The 16,977-nt window shown below is 62.9% G+C and carries 13 protein-coding genes; 4 read left to right on the top strand and 9 right to left on the bottom strand.

Going from position 1 to position 16,977, the window contains the following annotated elements; genetic code table 11:
* Positions 1 to 8: 8 nt before the first annotated feature.
* The 4 genes from Q6D67_RS06840 to Q6D67_RS06825 form a co-directional block, all read right to left on the bottom strand.
* Complete coding sequence (locus Q6D67_RS06840; protein ID WP_304704838.1) at positions 9 to 890, bottom strand: glycosyltransferase family 2 protein; 882 nt, start codon at positions 888 to 890, stop codon at positions 9 to 11.
* Positions 891 to 2,783 carry a hypothetical protein gene (locus tag Q6D67_RS06835; RefSeq protein ID WP_304704837.1) on the bottom strand — a complete coding sequence of 631 codons (1,893 nt, stop codon included), beginning with the start codon at positions 2,781 to 2,783 and terminating at the stop codon, positions 891 to 893.
* Positions 2,783 to 4,723: a hypothetical protein gene (locus tag Q6D67_RS06830; protein WP_304704836.1), complete on the bottom strand. Its 1,941-nt coding sequence runs from the start codon at positions 4,721 to 4,723 to the stop codon at positions 2,783 to 2,785. Before Q6D67_RS06830 ends, Q6D67_RS06835 begins: the two co-directional genes overlap by 1 nt.
* A gap of 88 nt (positions 4,724 to 4,811) precedes the next feature.
* On the bottom strand, positions 4,812 to 5,300 hold the full coding sequence (locus Q6D67_RS06825) for a prepilin-type N-terminal cleavage/methylation domain-containing protein (RefSeq protein ID WP_304704937.1): 489 nt from the start codon (positions 5,298 to 5,300) through the stop codon (positions 4,812 to 4,814).
* Between the two features lie 437 nt (positions 5,301 to 5,737).
* Between Q6D67_RS06825 and pilB the strand changes: the two genes are divergently transcribed.
* The 4 genes from pilB to coaE are packed head-to-tail and all read left to right on the top strand — an operon-like array spanning position 5,738 to position 10,225.
* Positions 5,738 to 7,456: a type IV-A pilus assembly ATPase PilB gene (gene pilB / locus Q6D67_RS06820; protein ID WP_304704835.1), complete on the top strand. Its 1,719-nt coding sequence runs from the start codon at positions 5,738 to 5,740 to the stop codon at positions 7,454 to 7,456.
* Positions 7,457 to 7,493: 37 nt separating this feature from the next.
* Positions 7,494 to 8,708: a type II secretion system F family protein gene (locus Q6D67_RS06815; RefSeq protein ID WP_304704834.1), complete on the top strand. Its 1,215-nt coding sequence runs from the start codon at positions 7,494 to 7,496 to the stop codon at positions 8,706 to 8,708.
* Between the two features lie 25 nt (positions 8,709 to 8,733).
* Complete coding sequence (locus Q6D67_RS06810) at positions 8,734 to 9,603, top strand: A24 family peptidase (RefSeq protein ID WP_304704833.1); 870 nt, start codon at positions 8,734 to 8,736, stop codon at positions 9,601 to 9,603.
* A 10-nt stretch (positions 9,604 to 9,613) separates the two neighbouring features.
* On the top strand, positions 9,614 to 10,225 hold the full coding sequence (coaE, locus tag Q6D67_RS06805) for a dephospho-CoA kinase (RefSeq protein WP_304704832.1): 612 nt from the start codon (positions 9,614 to 9,616) through the stop codon (positions 10,223 to 10,225).
* A gap of 268 nt (positions 10,226 to 10,493) precedes the next feature.
* On the opposite strand, the gene mutT is transcribed toward coaE, so the two are convergent.
* From mutT to lpxC, 5 genes are all read right to left on the bottom strand, one after another.
* Positions 10,494 to 10,907 (bottom strand): 8-oxo-dGTP diphosphatase MutT, encoded by a 414-nt coding sequence (mutT, locus tag Q6D67_RS06800; RefSeq protein ID WP_304704831.1) that lies wholly within the window; start codon positions 10,905 to 10,907, stop codon positions 10,494 to 10,496.
* Complete coding sequence (gene argJ / locus Q6D67_RS06795) at positions 10,908 to 12,134, bottom strand: bifunctional glutamate N-acetyltransferase/amino-acid acetyltransferase ArgJ (protein WP_304704830.1); 1,227 nt, start codon at positions 12,132 to 12,134, stop codon at positions 10,908 to 10,910. It lies immediately after the preceding gene.
* 2 nt (positions 12,135 to 12,136) lie between these two features.
* Positions 12,137 to 14,854 (bottom strand): preprotein translocase subunit SecA, encoded by a 2,718-nt coding sequence (secA, locus tag Q6D67_RS06790; RefSeq protein ID WP_304704829.1) that lies wholly within the window; start codon positions 14,852 to 14,854, stop codon positions 12,137 to 12,139.
* Between the two features lie 84 nt (positions 14,855 to 14,938).
* Positions 14,939 to 15,871, bottom strand: a complete 933-nt coding sequence (locus Q6D67_RS06785; protein WP_304704828.1) for a M23 family metallopeptidase — start codon at positions 15,869 to 15,871, stop codon at positions 14,939 to 14,941.
* A 170-nt stretch (positions 15,872 to 16,041) separates the two neighbouring features.
* The gene (lpxC, locus tag Q6D67_RS06780; RefSeq protein WP_304704827.1) at positions 16,042 to 16,953 is read right to left on the bottom strand and encodes a UDP-3-O-acyl-N-acetylglucosamine deacetylase; all 912 of its coding nucleotides are present in this window, start codon (positions 16,951 to 16,953) and stop codon (positions 16,042 to 16,044) included.
* Positions 16,954 to 16,977 lie beyond the last annotated feature (24 nt).

Here is a 16,977-nt window from a genome sequence, read left to right as displayed (position 1 = left end):
CTGGACCGTCAATCGCCGCCCTGCTCCTCATGATCCACGTCTTTGTACTGCAGGTTGGTGAGCTGTTCTGACAGCAGACCGATCAGGAACACGACCATGCCCGCCAGCACCAGCAAGGTACTCATGTTGGTGAAACGCCAGGAACCGCTGCTCAGCGTCCCTCCCAGATAGTTGAGCACCCCGAGCCCCGCCATCAGCACCGATACCGGAAAATACACTTTGAGAGGTGAGTACAGAGTCCCGATCTTGAAGATGATCAGGAAGAATCGCACCCCGTCTCGCAGCACGTTGATGTGGCTGTTGCCGAGGCGCTGGCTGACTTCAATCGGGACAAATCCGACCGAGTAGCCAGCGCGGAAAAAGGCCATGGTCGAGGTGGTGGGGTAGCTAAAGCCATTGGGCAGCAGGTACAGGAAACCGAGGAATTTACGCCGATTCACCGCCCGAAAGCCGGAAGTGAGATCATCAATGCGCCGATTCACCATCCAGCTGGCGAGCCGGTTATAGAACGCGTTGGCGCTCCAGCGGGCGATGCTGGCCTGGGACGACCGCCCCGAGCGCGACCCGACCACCAGGTCATAGCCCTCGTCCAGTTTCGCCAACAGCAGCTCGATATCCTCGGGATTGTGCTGGCCGTCGCCGTCCATGAAGACGATATACTCGCCCTTCGCCGCCAGGGCGCCGGCCTTGATCGCGGCACCGTTGCCTTTTGAGTAGGGCTGGCGGAGTACCTGCACTCCCACCTCCTCGCACACTGCGCAGGTACCATCGGTGGAACCGTCGTCGACCACGATGATCGGCACCTGCGGGTACAGCTCTCGCAGTCGCGGCAGAAACTGCGCCAGCCCCTGCTCCTCGTTCTTCGCCGGTATGACAATGGAAAATTTCAACTACGGTTGCTCCGTGTACAGCGCCAGCGTCTGCTGCTCGCCAACATTCAGTTCCCCTGCAGCCTGCTTGGCCTGCAGGGCTGCAATCATTTGCTCCACGACCTCCACTTTACCCAAGGCAGTGGCGAAATGCAGCTGCATCAGTTGGCCGCGGGTGTTGTTGGGGGAGAGTGCCAAAAATTGCTCGGTATAACGCAGGGCGTAGTCAAAGCGGCCCAGCGCGTTTTCAAGCACCGCCAGGCTGGAATAGACGTTGGCAGCCGCCTTGTGTTCGAAGTCCTCCACCAGAAACAAAATGGCCATGCGGTCGGCGAAGCGTTCCCGCGGAAATCCAGGGCAAGCACCATCCTGCAGTAATCGAACCAGGGTCAGCAGGGTCGTAACCGAGCTCACCGGGCGCTGCGGGTCCGCAGTACCAATGCGCTCGATTTCCGACGGGTCAATGGTGGCTCCGGCAATGCAGGCGAGCGCGAGATCACGCAGCGCCCGGTCAGCGTCCCGCTCGCCGCCGCCGCTGGCAAAAGCCCGCTGCGAATAATGCCGCGCTTCCGTCATCGCCCCTGCGCCCGCCATTAGCACAGCCATGTCCGTATTCGCCCGCGCAGAGTCAGGATGACCATTAATATGGTGCATTGCCAGCAGTGGCCGACTTGACCAGATCTGTACCAGGGGCGAAGTCTGCAGAGCGAGCCAGAACACGTAGACTCCGAGCAGGGTTAAAACCGGCGCGACCATCGGTGGCCCGATACGCATGCACGCCACCAGCAACAGCCCCAGCAAGAGCCATAGCCCCAGGGACGGGAAATAATTGCGGTGTTCGAAGTACAGTTCCAGCGGCAACACAGTGCTTTCAACCGCATGCGCCACCACAAACCAGGCAATGCACAGCGCGGCCCATCGTCCCTGCCGCCAGCGTAATGCCAGCGCAGCGAAGACGACCACTGCTCCCCAGGCTACCGCCGCCCACAGCGTCGTTAGTGGATCGGTCAAACTGCGGGAAATGCCGAAGTCGTCGTGGTACACGCCAAGCCGCTGCAGGTCCGGCCACAACAGCTGGCCCACATAGTCCCACAGCACTCGCAGCTGCGTTAGCAGCCGCTCTTCCAGACTGAACGGGCGATGGCGGAAGGCGCCGGCAAGCGACTCCCAGCGCAGCGCGGCGACTGCCAACAATCCCGCTGCACCGGCGGCAATGGCACCGAAAACTGCCCGTTGCCAGCGTGGCATAAGCAGCCCCTGTGCATCCCGGCACTGAAACCACAATGCTTCCACCAGCAGCAGCACCGGGACGATTACCACGGCATTTTCCTTGGCAAAGATCGCGGCCAGCGCCGCCAGCAGCACCAGTAGCAGCCAGTGCCAGGCCATCTGACCCGCAGCCAGGCGCTGGCGCCACAATACCCACGCCAGCAAAGCGCACAGTATGAAGGTCGTGCTGAGCATGGCCATGCGCTGCACTACATACAGCACGGAACTCACCTGCAGGGGCGCCAGCAGCCAGGCGCCCGCCAACAGGGTGGCGAGCACCGGCGCCGCGGGCCCGGCAATGCGCGCCAGCAACAATGAGAATATCGAGACCACCAGCACGCCATTGAACAGATGCAGCGCCAGATTGACGCGCTTACTTATCTGCAGGCTGTCCCCCAGCCACAGCTTTTCCAGGGCGAAACTGAGCATGCTCACAGGTCGCCCCAGCGGCCCGGAGCCATCGCCAAACACAACATCCCAGAAACGCTCGGGCTGGCTCTGCAGATCGTCGATCACCAGCACGCTGGACACATCATCCAGCAGCGGTGGGCCACTGGTGCCCGGCCAATACAGCCACGCCGTAACCGCCAACAATACTGCGAGCAAAGGGAGAGCGAACATCCAGGAACTGTAGAACCGCTGCATCAAGGAGCCTCGACGCCGGTATGGGGAAACATTCCACGCAGTGTGCTGAGCTGGAGAAACCGGGGATCGTGGGCCAGCACTGTTCGCGCCTGCTCAAAGATTGGTCCATATCGGTTTTCCGCACCAAGCTCCTCAATCAGGCGATAACGCAAGCCGCTGGCGGTTGGTGACAGTTCAAGAACCTGCTTCAGCACCGCTACGCGCTCTTCCCGGGGTGCATCAATCGCGAGCAGATACTCATAGTGCAGCCGGGCGATGCGCGCAGAACCCGGATAGCGCTGCTTGAGGTCCTCGATGAGTAGTTCGGCATCACCCTCCACGGCGTGGCAGCGACCCTCACCAAGGCAGCGCATAAGGGATTGCAGGGCGACATAATCTGAGACCTGCAACACCTTTGACTGCGCCGCCTCCCGGGCCAGTGGCAACCAGTGCGAGGCATCAACCTGTTTGGCATAATAGCCCGCGTCGATCTGGTAAAGCATGATCAAAGCCCCCAGGTCAGTGGGGTTGCTCTGATAATTCGCCTCGTAGCGATAGCGCGCTTCCGCCAGGTAGACCAGCCGCTGTTCCCGATTGAGGCCGTATTCCTGCGGCGCGAGGAATCGCTCCATCAGGACGTTGGCTACAGCGTGTTGGGCTCGCACCGACCCGGGATGGTTGAGGCTGTTGACCTGCGCCAGGCGCAGCTCATCCGACCAGGTGCTGGTGCGCACGAACAGAAACGCCGCGTACACCAGACAGCACATCAGCGGCACAGCCACCGCAGGCAGCTTGCCGAAGCGGGAAAGGCCATGCCCCAGCGCCCGTGCCGCGAAAATCGCGAACCCGGCGCTGGGCAGATAATTGCGATGTTCGAACACCATTTCCAGAGGCCAGGGCCCCGACTCCATGCTGTGCCCGACCAGGTAGACCAGCACTGCCAACAGAAGCAGCGGGAGGCGCTGCCGCAACCAGAAGGCCGCGACCACCAGGGACAGCCACGCCGCCAGCGCCAACGCCGTGGTCCAGGGTTCGGAAAGGCCACGGGATACCTGGAGGTCATCGTGGTGCAGCCCCATCGCGCCGATATCAGGGATCACCAGCAGGTAGAGGTATTGCCAGAGCAAACGACCCTGAGTCAGCAGGCGCTCTACCAGTGTGAACTCACGACTGGCGTAGCCGCCCAGCAACCATTCCGGTGCTTGCAGCAACAGCAACAGGCCAAGCAGCAGCGGCAGCAACAGCAGAACCCAGCCAAGACGCTGCAAGAGGACGGATTCACGCCCGCCCCAGCTCCCCCGGAAAAGGCTGACCTCCACCGCCACCAGCAGCCAGGGCAGCAGCAGGCCGTTCTCCTTGCCCAGCGCCGCCAGGCCCGTGAGCAACGCCAGCCAGATGGCAGCCGCGCCCAGTTCCGCCGGCGTTGCGCCCCGCAGCGCCCAGCGCTGTCGATAATGCACGTAGAGCCACAAACCTGCCAGCAGAAACAGGGCCGCGACCTGGGCCATGCGCTGCACCGGGTACAGCACCGTGGATACATGCAAGGGCTGCAGTGACCACAGCCCCGCCGCCAGCAGGGCCAGCAGGCGCCGCCGCGATGCCGACAACTCGGGCTCCACCACCGCGAGCACCGACCATGCCAGCCCTCCCAGCACCAGGGCGCAGAGCAGATGCAGAACGAGATTGCCCGCTTTCAGGGCTGCGGGGTCGAGACCATCCCCGACGGCGGTCTGGGCCGCAAAGCTGAACATGGCCAGCGGCCGTCGCAGTGGGCCCGAATTGGAGCTGAGCGCAGCAGTACGCCATTCGTCCGCGACTACGGAATCAAGGTCAAGCTGATAATTTTGCAGCAGGTTGGGGTGATCGTCGAACAGCCAGGGGCCGGAGAGGCCGGGGAGGTAGAGCACAAATATCAGGAAGGCGCCGAGCAGAGCGGCGTAGCGGAACCAGCGAACATTCACGGGCAGACAGCCAAAATCAAAAGCGCAAGGTTACACTGCCAAAAATAAAAAAAGCCCGGCATGGCCGGGCTTTTCATTGAAACCAATCTTAGCCGCGGCAGTTAGCTGGAAGCCACTTAGCTTCCATCGCATCTGTATCAGTGGGAGCAGCACCCGCACCCGCGCCTGGTTGGCATTTCCAAATAATAGTGCCATTGGCCCGGGAAGCACCAGACAGTTGGAAAGCTAAGTCCTCAGTCGCACCAGGAAGCACTGACTGCTTGACAAAAATACTCACGACTGCGTCCCCACTGCTGATATCCAGAGTCATAAGCTCAATTATCTCTGTACCGATAGTAGAATTGTCTCCCGCCAATCCGACTTTGGCCAGCGTCAGATCGGCTGGCAGTTTCCCATTGGCGACAAAGTACTCTGCAATCGTAGCTTTGCTCTCAGCCAACTTCGCCATCGGCTCAGACATCTTCGCCCGCACCGTGTAATCCTGATACGCCGGCAGCGCGATCGCAGCCAGAATCCCGACGATCGCGATCACGATCATCAGTTCGATCAGGGTAAAACCCTTTTGAACTTTTTGCATCTTCATGTTCCCTGCTCCTTGCCCCAGAGGGGTTGTCTGATTGCTTCGCTGCCTTGGGCAGCATCTTGCGGGGATATTACAGCATGTTTTGTGCCAACATCGCACCGGGCACACCAACCGCCTAACATACCCCATATTTTTCAATATGTTACCTACACCACATAGAGTGCGCCCCGGATTTCACTCTTGTCCCAGCATGACCCATGCGGGGCGTACCCCGGCAAATTGTGACACTTTTTGTCAGGTATTAGCCGCAAAGCGAACGCAACAGGCACCACCGTGACCCGTACCGCCCATCACAGGCTCCACCAGAAATCCGCATAAAATCATACTTTTACGGCACATACAGGGTATTAGCATTAAGTGACTGTGGTTATACTAAGGCCAATTCGCTAACACGTGCAGACAATAATGCGATCGTCAGGGATGCACACCGAATGAATGAAAGAGCTATCGGGCAGCTAAGCGGCCTTGCCGGGCGTCTCGTGGTGGAAGGTCTGCTCAGCGCGGAGCGCGCCAAGGAGGCCCAGCGCGAAGCGGCCTATGAGCGCGTGCCCCTGGTGAAATACCTGGTGGACAAGCTCGACCTGGACAGCCAGCGCATCGCCGAAGTGGCCTCCATGGAATTTGGCGTACCTCTGCTCGACATTACCGCCTTCAATCTCACCACCCTGCCCGATGGCCTGGTGGACGTCAACCTGGTCTCCAAACACCACGCCCTGCCGCTGTTCCGCCGCGGCAACCGTCTGTTCATTGCCGTTTCCGACCCCACCAATCTCGCGGCCTTGGATGAAATCAAGTTTCATACCGGCATCAATACCGACGCGGTACTGGTGGAAGAGCGCGCCCTGAGCAAGATCATCGCCCAGTGGGTGGAGTCCCAGGACAACCTCTCCGAGGGCCTGGGTGACCTTGAGACTGAAGACTTCGAGAACATCGACATCTCCGGCGGCGAGGACCTCAGCAAGGAGGAAAACACCGACAGCGTGGATGAAACGCCGATCGTGCGCTTCATCAACAAGGTGCTGATCGACGCCATCAAGCAGGGCGCCTCGGACATCCACTTCGAGCCCTACGAGAAAAGCTACCGGGTCCGCTTCCGCACCGATGGCATCCTGCGGGAGGTGGTGAAGCCGCCGAAGAATCTCTCCGCGCGGATGGCTGCGCGCCTGAAGATCATGTCGCAGATGGATATTTCCGAGCGCCGCGTACCCCAGGACGGGCGCATCCAGATGAAGCTGTCCCGGAACCGGGCCATCGACTTCCGGGTTAACACCCTGCCGACCCTGTTCGGGGAGAAAGTGGTGCTGCGTATCCTCGACCCCAGCAGCGCGCAGATGGGCATCGATGCGCTGGGCTATGAGGAAGACCAGAAGGAAATGTATCTCCATGCCCTGAGCAAGCCACAGGGCATGATCCTGGTGACCGGCCCCACCGGCTCCGGTAAAACCGTGTCGCTGTACACCGGCATCAACCTGCTCAACCAGCCCGAGCGCAATATTTCCACCGCGGAAGACCCGGTGGAAATCAACATGGAAGGTGTCAACCAGGTCCATGTGAATGCCAAGGTGGGGCTTAACTTTGCCGAGGCCCTGCGCTCTTTCCTGCGCCAGGACCCGGACGTGATCATGGTGGGGGAGATCCGGGACCTGGAAACAGCGGAAATCGCGATCAAGGCGGCCCAGACCGGCCACCTCGTGCTCTCTACCCTGCACACCAACAGTGCCGCGGAAACGGTCACCCGCCTGCTGAACATGGGCGTGCCCTCCTTCAACCTGGCGACCTCGGTCAACCTGATTATCGCCCAGCGCCTGGCCCGGCGCCTGTGCAAGGAATGCAATGTCCCGGCGGACGACATCCCCAAAGATGTGCTGCTGGAGCACGGGTTCACCGAGGAACAATTGGCCACCGCCAATATCCGCAAGGCGGTGGGCTGCGACAACTGTACGGACGGCTACAAGGGCCGGGTGGGCATTTACGAGGTGGTGCGCATCACTCCCAGCATCGCCCAGATGATCCTGGCTCACGGCAATGCCATGGACATCCACAAGCAGGCGCGCGAGGAAGGCTTCCGGGATCTGCACCAGTCGGCGCTGATCAAGGTCGCCAACGGAATGACCACGCTGGAAGAGATCAACCGGGTCACAACGGACTAGAATGTCAGCAACGCAGCAGCGTTAAACGGGTACGACTATGGCAACAAGTGCAGCGAAGAACATATTTGTCTGGAGCGGTGTGGACCGCAATGGCCGCAACTCCCAGGGGGAGATCTCCGCCCAGAGCTCGGCCATGGCCAAGGCCCAGCTTCGCACCCAGGGCATCAAGCCCAAGACCGTCAAGAAGAAAGCGAAGCCGCTGTTTGGTGGCGGCAAGCCGATCAAGCCCGCGGATATCGCCATCTTCACCCGCCAGCTCGCGACCATGATGAAGGCGGGGGTACCGCTGGTACAGAGCTTCGACATCGTCGCGGAAGGTCTGGACAAGCCGAAGATGCGCGAGCTGGTGGTCAGCATCAAGAACGACGTCGCCTCCGGCTCGGGCCTGGCGCCCTCCCTGGCCAAGTACCCGCGCCAGTTTGACGATCTGTTCTGCAGCCTGGTGGCCTCGGGGGAATCCTCCGGTACCCTGGAGGTGATGCTCAGCCGGGTCGCCACCTACAAGGAAAAGACCGAGCAGCTCAAGGCCAAGATCAAGAAGGCCATGACCTACCCCATCGCGGTAGTAATTGTCGCCCTCGTGGTCACCGCCATCCTGCTGATCAAGGTGGTGCCCCAGTTTGCGGAGACCTTCCGCGGCTTCGGTTCGGACCTGCCGGCCTTCACCCTGCTGGTGGTGGGTCTGTCCAACTTCATGCAGGAGTGGTGGTTTATCATCCTTATCGGGCTGTCCGCTGCATTCTATGCGTTGAAGGAGTTCAAGCACCGCTCAGTGAAGTTCTCCGAGTTCATCGACCGTCTGGCCTTGCGCGTGCCCGTGGTCGGCGGCATTGTCCACGACGCGGTGGTGGCGCGGTTTTCGCGCACCCTGGCCACCACCTTCGCCGCCGGGGTGCCGCTGGTGGATGCACTTAACTCCACCGCCGGCGCCGCCGGTAACTCGGTCTACGCCAGGGCGGTCATCCAGATTCGCGACGACGTCACCACCGGTACCACCCTGTACCAGGCGATCAAGGCCACCGGCTTGTTCCCCAACATGCTGCTGCAGATGGTATCCATCGGCGAGGAATCCGGCGCCCTGGACGACATGCTGGACAAGGTTGCCCAGCACTACGAGGAAGCGGTGGACAACGCCGTGGACAGCCTGAGCTCGCTGATGGAGCCGATCATCATGTCGGTGCTGGGCGTGCTCGTGGGCGGCCTGATGATCGCCATGTACCTGCCGATCTTCATGCTCGGCTCGGTCATCTGAGGCCGCTATCGGCGGGGGAGCCAGTTTGCTAGACGTATTTACCCAGCACCCCTGGTGGCTGGCTACCTGCTTGCTGGTATTGGGGCTGGTGGTCGGCAGTTTCCTCAACGTGGTGATCTACCGGCTGCCGCTGATGATGCAGGCCCAGTGGCGCCGGGACTGCTGCGAGTTGCTGGAGCAGCCGGCGCCAGCCGATGAACCCTCCCTGAGCCTCGCTGCCCCCAACTCCCACTGCCCGGCCTGCAAGGCGTCGATCAGGCCCTGGCAGAACATTCCGGTATTCAGCTACCTGACCCTGGGCGGCAAATGCGCCAACTGCAGGGTGCGTATCTCCCCCCGTTACCCGGTGGTGGAACTGCTGACCGGCCTGCTTACCTTGTGGCTGGGCCTGCACTACGGCGCCAGCCTGCAACTGCTGGGCGCGGTGCTGCTGACCTGGGCGCTGATCGCCCTGACCCTGATCGACTACGACACCCAGCTACTGCCCGACGACATCACCCTGCCCTTGCTCTGGCTGGGGCTCGCGCTCAACATCAGCGGCACCTTCGTGCCGCTGGCAGATGCGGTGCTGGGGGCCATCGCTGGCTACGGTATTCTGTGGAGCGTGTACTGGCTGTTCAAACTGCTCACGGGCAAGGAGGGCATGGGCTATGGCGACTTCAAGCTGCTCGCCGCTCTCGGCGCCTGGCTGGGCTGGCAGGTACTGCCCCTGATCATCCTGCTGTCATCCCTGGTGGGGGCGGTGGTGGGCATTGCGCTTATGCTGATCAAGCGCCGCGGCCGCGAAGTCCCGATTCCCTTCGGCCCCTACCTGGCAGCGGCGGGCTGGCTGGGCCTGGTGTGGGGGGAGCAGATCCTCGCCGCCTGGCTGGGCACAGCGGGCCTGCAGCCATGAGGCTGATAGCATGAGCATGACAATAGGTATCACCGGCGGCATCGGCAGCGGCAAAAGCGCCGTCACCGACCGCTTTGCGAGCCTGGGGATTACCGTGGTGGATGCGGACCTCGCGGCGCGGGTGGTGGTGGAACCGGGGCGTCCCGCCCTGCAGGCCATCGCCGAACACTTTGGCGCCGACATCCTGCAGGCCGACGGCAGCCTGGACCGGGCCGCCCTGCGCCGCATCGTTTTTGCCGACCCGGCGCAGCGAGAATGGCTGGAACAGCTCACGCACCCGCTGATCGGCGAGGAGATCCGCGCGCAACTGGCCGCATCGCGTTCGCCCTACGCCATCCTCAGCTCACCGCTGCTGCTGGAATCCTCCAGCCAGCGCGAGCTGGCGGAACTGGTGGTGGTGGTGGATGTGCCCGAAGAAGTGCAACTCGCCCGCACCATGGACCGCGACGCCAACGACGAAGCCCAGGTGCGGCGCATCATGGCGGCGCAGTTGCCGCGCGAGGAGCGGTTGGCATTGGCGGATATCGTGGTGGACAACAGCGGCCCACTCGAGGCACTGGATGACATCGTGGCCGAGTTGCACAAGGAGTTCCTGCACCGGGCGGAAGAACAGCGGCTGTAGCCGTGGGAGCCCGCTCTGCGGGCGATCAAGCGATCGCGCGGGGACCGCGCTCCTACGGGGCTGTCATCTGGAATGTGGGAGCCCGCTCTGCGGGCGATCAAGCTATCGCGCGGGGACCGCGCTCCTACGGGGCTGTCATCGGGAATGTGGGAGCCCGCTCTGCGGGCGATCAAGCTATCGCGCGGGGACCGCGCTCCTACGGGGCTGTCATCTGGAATGTGGGAGCCCGCTCTGCGGGCGATCAAGCTATCGCGCGGGGACCGCGCTCCTACAGCAGGGGGCGGGTGGTATCAAGCGCGGCTTGCAGGGCCTCCACGATTGGCACATTGGCGGCGGGAAATTCATAGCGCGCCAGGTCCTCGGCACTCACCCAGGCCAGCGGCTGCCCCTCCAGCCCGCGGGCCTTGCCGCGGAGCCCGGTGACCAGGTGCACATCCAGCAGCACCGCCTTGTCGCCGTAGTCAAAGGGCACGATCAGCAGGGGCCGGGACTCGCTGAAACCGATACCCAGCTCCTCGCGTAGCTCCCGCGCCAATGCCCGGGTGACAGGCTCACCGGCTTCCACCTTGCCGCCGGGGAATTCCCACAGGCCGCCCTGGTGGGCGTCGAACGCGCGCTGGCTGATCAGGATGTTCTGCTGCTCGTCGACCACCACGCCCACTGCTACGTGCACCGCCACCATTCAGCTACGGTACTCGGCGTTGATGCGCACGTAATCGTAGGAAAAATCGGTGGTCCAGACGGTGGCGTTGGCGCTGCCGCGCTGCAATTCGATGCGGATGACGATCTCCTCCGGCGCCATCGCCACAACACCCTGGTCCTCGCTGTAGCTGGCGGCGCGGCAGCCGTGCTCGGCAATCAGCACTCCGTTCAGGTAAACGCCGACCAGGCTCACGTCCAGCGCTTCCAGCCCGGCGCGGCCGATCGCCGCCAGCAACCGGCCCCAGTTGGGGTCGGAGGCAAACAGCGCGGTTTTCACCAGCGGCGAGTGGGCGATGGTGAAGGCCACGTCCAGGCTCTCCTGCTCGCTGCGACCGCCGTTGACCTGCACGGTGACAAACTTGCTGGCGCCCTCGCCGTCGCGCACCAGGCCCTGGGCCAGTTCCACACACAGGGTTTGTAGCGCTTCTTTCAGTGCACGGCAGAGCGGTGCGTCGGCCGAGTCAGGTAGCGGATTGCCGGCAGCGCCGGTGGCCACCAGCATGCAGGCATCGTTGGTGGAGGTGTCGCCGTCGATGGTAATGCGGTTGAAGGACAGTTCCGCTGCCTCGTTGAGCAACACCTGCAGCAGCGGCGCACTGACCGCGGCGTCGGTCGCCAGGTAGGCCAGCATGGTCGCCATATTGGGGCGGATCATGCCGGCGCCCTTGGCGATGCCAGTCAGCACATAGTCACGGCCCTCGCACTGGAAGCGCAGGGAGTGGGCCTTGGGCCGGGTGTCGGTGGTCATGATGCCCTGGGCGGCGTCCAGCCAGCCGTCGCTGCGCAGATCCCGCAAGGCGTTGGGCAGAGCCTCGACAATCTTCTGCACCGGCAGCGGCTCACCGATCACGCCGGTCGAGAAAGGCAGTACCGCTTCCGCCTCGACGCCGGCCATCTCCGCCAGGGCCGTGGCACAGCGGCGCGCATCGGCCAGGCCTCGCTCACCGGTACCGGCATTGGCGTTGCCGGTGTTGATCAGCAGGTAGGCGGGGCGGTTGGTTACCGCCTGCAGGTTGGCCTTGGCCACCGTTACCGGCGCCGCACAGAAAGCGTTGCGGGTAAAGACGCCGACGCAGTGGCTGCCGGGTGCCAGTTCCAGCAGCACCAGATCCTTGCGTCCCTGCTTCTTGATCCCCGCGGACACCGTTGCCAGCCGCAGGCCGGGCACCGGCAGCAGCTCCCCCAGGGTCGGTTCCCCTACCGCCATTGTTACTCAATCCGCCCGTGACACTGCTTGTATTTCTTGCCGCTGCCACAGGGGCAGGGCTCGTTGCGCCCGACCTTGGGCTGCCCCCGGGTGAAGGTCTGGGGCGGCTCGGGCTGGCGCGGGGCGGCGCCCTCGGCCAGCGCCTCTTCCGCCATCGCGGAAGCCGCCGCGTGCTGGAAGGCCAGCTTCTCCCGCTCCGCCGCCTCCCGGCGCCGGGCCTCGATCAGCGCCGACTCGTCCTGGTTCTGGATCTGCACATGGCTCAGGAACTTGACCACCTCGTACTTGAGGTTCTGCAACAGTTGCTCGAACAGGGCGAAGGACTCGCGCTTGTACTCCTGCTTGGGGTTCTTCTGGGCATAGGCGCGCAGGTGGATGCCCTGGCGCAGGTGGTCCATGGTCGCCAGGTGATCTTTCCACAGGGTGTCCAGCACCTGCAGCATGATCTGCTTCTCGATCTTGCGCATGGGCGGGCCCACATCCGCGCACTTGGCGTCGTAGGCGGCCTGGATCTCGGCGATGATCTTCTCCCGCAGGGCCTCTTCGTGCAGGTTGTCGTCCGCGTCCAGCCACGCCTGCAGGGGCAGCGTGATGTCAAACTCGGCCTCCAGTTGCCGCTCCAGACCGGGCACATCCCACTGCTCTTCCACGCTCATCGGCGGAATGTAGCTGGAGATGGCGTCGTTCACCACATCCTCGCGGATTGCGGTAATGGTGTCGGCGATTTCCGCCTCGCTCAGCAATTCGTTGCGCTGGTTGTAGATGATCTGGCGCTGGTCGTTGGCAACGTCATCGTATTCCAGCAGCTGCTTGCGGATATCGAAGTTGCGGCCCTCGACCTTGCGCTGGGCCTTTTCGATGGCGTTGGTCACCATGCGGTGCTCAATCGCCTCGCCCTTCTCCATGCCCAGCGACTGCATGAAGCCCTTGACCCGGTCGGAGGCAAAAATGCGCATCAGGCTGTCTTCCAGCGACAGGTAGAAGCGGGACACGCCCGGATCCCCCTGGCGGCCGGCGCGGCCCCGCAGCTGGTTGTCGATACGGCGGGACTCGTGGCGCTCGGTGCCGAGGATATGCAGGCCGCCGGCTTCCAGCACCTCCTCGTGGCGCTTGCGCCAGGCGGCGGTCAACTCCTCCCGCTGCTCGGCGCTGAGGTCTCCCATGGACTCCAGTTCGGCGTCCAGGTTACCGCCGAGAACGATGTCGGTGCCGCGGCCCGCCATGTTGGTGGCGATGGTGACCACCCCCGGGCGGCCGGCCTGGGCGATGATTTCCGCTTCCTGCTCGTGATACTTGGCGTTCAATACCTTGTGCTGGATGTTCGCCTTGCGGAAGCGCTGCGACAGCTCCTCGGAGGTCTCCACCGAGGCGGTACCCACCAGCACCGGAGCGCCCTTCTCCATGCAGTCCTTGACGTCGGCGAGGATGGCTTCGAACTTCTCCTCCCGGGTCAGATACACCAGGTCGTTGAGATCGACGCGCTGCGGCGGCTTGTTGGCGGGGATGACCAACACATCCAGACCATAGATCTGGCGGAACTCGAAGGCCTCGGTGTCGGCGGTGCCGGTCATGCCTGACAGCTTCTTGTAGATGCGGAAATAGTTCTGGAAAGTGGTGGAGGCCAGGGTCTGGCTCTCGCTCTGGATGCGCACGCCCTCCTTGGCCTCGATGGCCTGGTGCAGGCCCTCGGACAGGCGCCGCCCGGCCATGGTGCGGCCGGTGTGCTCGTCGATCAGCACCACCTGGTTATCCTGGACGATGTACTCCACGTCGCGGTGAAACAGGACGTGGGCACGCAGCCCGGAGTAGACGTGATGCAGCAGATTCAGGTTGGTGGCGGCGTAAAGACTCTCGCCCTCCTCCAGCAGCCCCTCCCGGGTCAGCAACTCCTCGACCTGCTCGTGCCCGGCCTCGGTCAGTTCGATCTGGCGCTGTTTCTCGTCGACGGCATAGTGCCCGGGCTCTTCCTCGCTGTCGCGGCGCAGGGAGGGAATCAGCTTGTTGATCTTCTGGTACAGCGCCGAACTGTCCTCGGAGGCACCGGAGATCACCAGCGGCGTGCGCGCCTCGTCGATCAGGATCGAGTCCACCTCGTCGACAATGCCGAAGGCCAGCTCGCCCTGCATCTTGTCTTCCAGCCGGAAGGCCATGTTGTCGCGCAGGTAGTCGAAGCCGAATTCGTTGTTGGTGCCGTAGATGATGTCCGCGCTGTAGGCCTCGCGCTTCTGCTCCTGGGTCTGACCGGACTTCACCACCCCGACCGAGACGCCGAGAAAGCTGTACAGGGGCGACATCCAGTGAGCGTCGCGACCGGCCAGATAGTCGTTCACTGTAATCAGGTGCACGCTGTTGCCGGCCAGCGCATTGAGGTAGGCCGGCAGGGTCGCCACCAGAGTCTTGCCCTCCCCGGTGCGCATCTCGGCAATCTTGCCTTCGTGCAGGGCCATGCCGCCGATCAACTGGACATCGAAGTGGCGCATACCCAGGGTGCGTTCACTGGCTTCGCGGGCAACGGCGAAGGCCTCGGGCAGGATCTTGTCCACGGTCTCGCCGGCCTCCAGGCGTTGGCGGAACTCGTCAGTCTTGGCCGCGAGGGCGGTATCGTCCAGCGCTTTGATGGCCTCGGCCAGGCCGTTGATCTGGCGCACCACCTTGCCCATGCGCTTCAGCTCCCGGTCATTGCGGGTGCCAAAGATCTTCTTCATTGTGTTCGTAATCATCGTGGGTCACTGCGTTATACGTCAGGGCGTCACCCAGGTCACAGCAGTGCCGGGCGGAGGAATAATATCAGGGGTGGGGCGGGTTCAGCGGCGGGTGCGATGCACGTAGCTGGAGGGATCGACAGGACGGCCGTGCTTGTACACTTCGAAATGAACATGGGGCCCGGTGGCGCGGCCACTGGAACCCATCAGCGCTACTGCCTGGCCCTTGCGCACCAGGTCGCCGGGCTCCACCAGGTTCTCCTGGTTGTGGGCGTAGCGGGTCACCAGGCCATCGCCGTGGGACACTTCCACCATCTTGCCGTAGCCGCTGCCGTCTTTGCCGACGAAGGTTACCACGCCAGCGGCAACTGAGATTACGTTGGAGCCGGGCTTGCCGGCAAAGTCGATGCCGTAGTGGGCGGCGCGCTTGCCGGTGAAGGGATCCGTGCGCGCACCGAAGCCGGAGGATATCCAGCCCTTTTCCACCGGCCGGCCGGAAACCCAGGCCTGTTCGTCGAGCTTGCGGTGGGTGAGGAGGGATTCAAGGATTTCCAGCTGCTGTTCGCGCTGGTTGAGCTTGTCGGCAAAGCTCTCCAATTCACCGGTGAGTTCCGGGGCCAGGTATTCCACGCTGAACTCGCCGCCAAGGGGACCACCGATTGCGGGGGGCTGGCTGAAATCGAACTCCCCGTCCTGCAGATTGGCCATCGCGGTCAGGTGTTCGCCGAGCGCGTCGAGGCGGGTCATGCGCGCCTGCAACTCAGCCAGATTCATGGTCATTGCCTGCAGCTTGAGCTCCGCCTCCAGGCGCAGGGATTCAAGCTCAGTGTTTTGCGAGGCAAGTTCGTCTTGCAGGGTATCGAGGGAAGCGTCGCGAAGATCGCGGGCCTCGGTCTCCTGACCGACCAGGTACCCGAGTGCCACCAGACCCAGCGGCAGTCCGAGACAGCACAGGGACACCACGGCACGGGACCAGCGACCCAACTCTATCGAGCGGGAGCCGCCGTGCTTTCGGTTTATCAGAATGACTTTCATTTGCAACCGGCTGCAACGAACTGACGCGGGAGTGTGCCATAGTTACGGGAATATTACCACCAACGATTATGGGCTCCCACCAGGGCGGGCTCCGGCAAAGGGTCCGGGTAGTGTGGGAGCCCACTCTGTGGGCGATCGCCCGCAGAGCGGGCTGCCACGAGGGAGGGAGGTCAGGCCGCGACCGGGCTCAGGGAGTAGGAGATCGGCGCGGTGGCCTCGTCGTCGAAGGTGACCATTTCCCAGGCGTCGGGCTGGGCGATCAGCGCCCGCAGGGAGGCGTTGTTGAGGGCGTGGCCGGACTTGTGCGCCCGGTACTCGCCGATTACGCCGTAACCGAGCAGGTACAGGTCGCCGATGGCATCGAGGATCTTGTGCTTGACGAACTCGTCGTCGTAGCGGAGGCCATCCTGGTTGAGGATGCGGTATTCGTCGACGACGATGGCGTTGTCTACGCTGCCACCCCGGGCGAGACCCTGGGAGCGCAGGTATTCGATTTCGTGCATGAAACCAAAGGTGCGGGCGCGGCTTACCTCCTTGACAAAAGAAGTGCTGGAAAAGTCGATTTCGGCGTGGGGTGAGCGCTCGCGAAACACCGGATGGTCGAAATCGATGGAAAACGAGACCTTGAAGCCATCAAAGGGGAGAAAGCTGGCCGTCTTGTCCCCGTCTTCCACCGTGACCGGACGCTTGATGCGGATAAACTTTTTCGCCGCGTTCTGCTCCTCGATACCAGCGGACTGGATCAGGAACACGAAAGGGCCCGCACTGCCGTCCATGATCGGCACTTCCGACGCACTGACATCGATAAACGCGTTGTCGATCCCGAGGCCCGCCATGGCGGACAGCAGGTGCTCCACCGTCGACACCTTTTCGCCGTTGGCGATCAGGGTCGTCGACAGGGTGGTGTCCCGCACGTTCTCGGCCCGCGCCGGAATCTCGACCACCGGGTCCAGATCCACGCGCCGAAACACAATCCCGGCGTTGATCGGAGCCGGGCACAGGGTGAGATACACTTTCTCACCGGTGTGCAGACCCACGCCCGTCGCCTTGATGGCATTGCGCAATGTACGCTGTCGAATCATAGTCCTTCACCCATCTTCGGTGCT

The organism is Haliea sp. E1-2-M8 (genome assembly GCF_030649675.1).
GTDB lineage: Bacteria > Pseudomonadota > Gammaproteobacteria > Pseudomonadales > Halieaceae > Haliea.
Note: the sequence above shows the minus strand (reverse complement) of the source record. Positions and strands in the feature narration are given on the sequence as shown.

Excerpts from the sequence above, each read along its gene's own strand:
- coaE (WP_304704832.1), top strand. The coding sequence starts at position 9,614 with ATGAGCATGACAATAGGTATCACCGGCGGCATCGGCAGCGGCAAAAGC.
- lpxC (WP_304704827.1), bottom strand. The coding sequence starts at position 16,953 with ATGATTCGACAGCGTACATTGCGCAATGCCATCAAGGCGACGGGCGTG.
- mutT (WP_304704831.1), bottom strand. The coding sequence starts at position 10,907 with ATGGTGGCGGTGCACGTAGCAGTGGGCGTGGTGGTCGACGAGCAGCAG.
- Q6D67_RS06835 (WP_304704837.1), bottom strand. The coding sequence starts at position 2,783 with ATGCAGCGGTTCTACAGTTCCTGGATGTTCGCTCTCCCTTTGCTCGCA.
- Q6D67_RS06815 (WP_304704834.1), top strand. The coding sequence starts at position 7,494 with ATGGCAACAAGTGCAGCGAAGAACATATTTGTCTGGAGCGGTGTGGAC.
- argJ (WP_304704830.1), bottom strand. The coding sequence starts at position 12,134 with ATGGCGGTAGGGGAACCGACCCTGGGGGAGCTGCTGCCGGTGCCCGGC.
- pilB (WP_304704835.1), top strand. The coding sequence starts at position 5,738 with ATGAATGAAAGAGCTATCGGGCAGCTAAGCGGCCTTGCCGGGCGTCTC.
- Q6D67_RS06825 (WP_304704937.1), bottom strand. The coding sequence starts at position 5,300 with ATGCAAAAAGTTCAAAAGGGTTTTACCCTGATCGAACTGATGATCGTG.
- Q6D67_RS06785 (WP_304704828.1), bottom strand. The coding sequence starts at position 15,871 with ATGAAAGTCATTCTGATAAACCGAAAGCACGGCGGCTCCCGCTCGATA.
- secA (WP_304704829.1), bottom strand. The coding sequence starts at position 14,854 with ATGATTACGAACACAATGAAGAAGATCTTTGGCACCCGCAATGACCGG.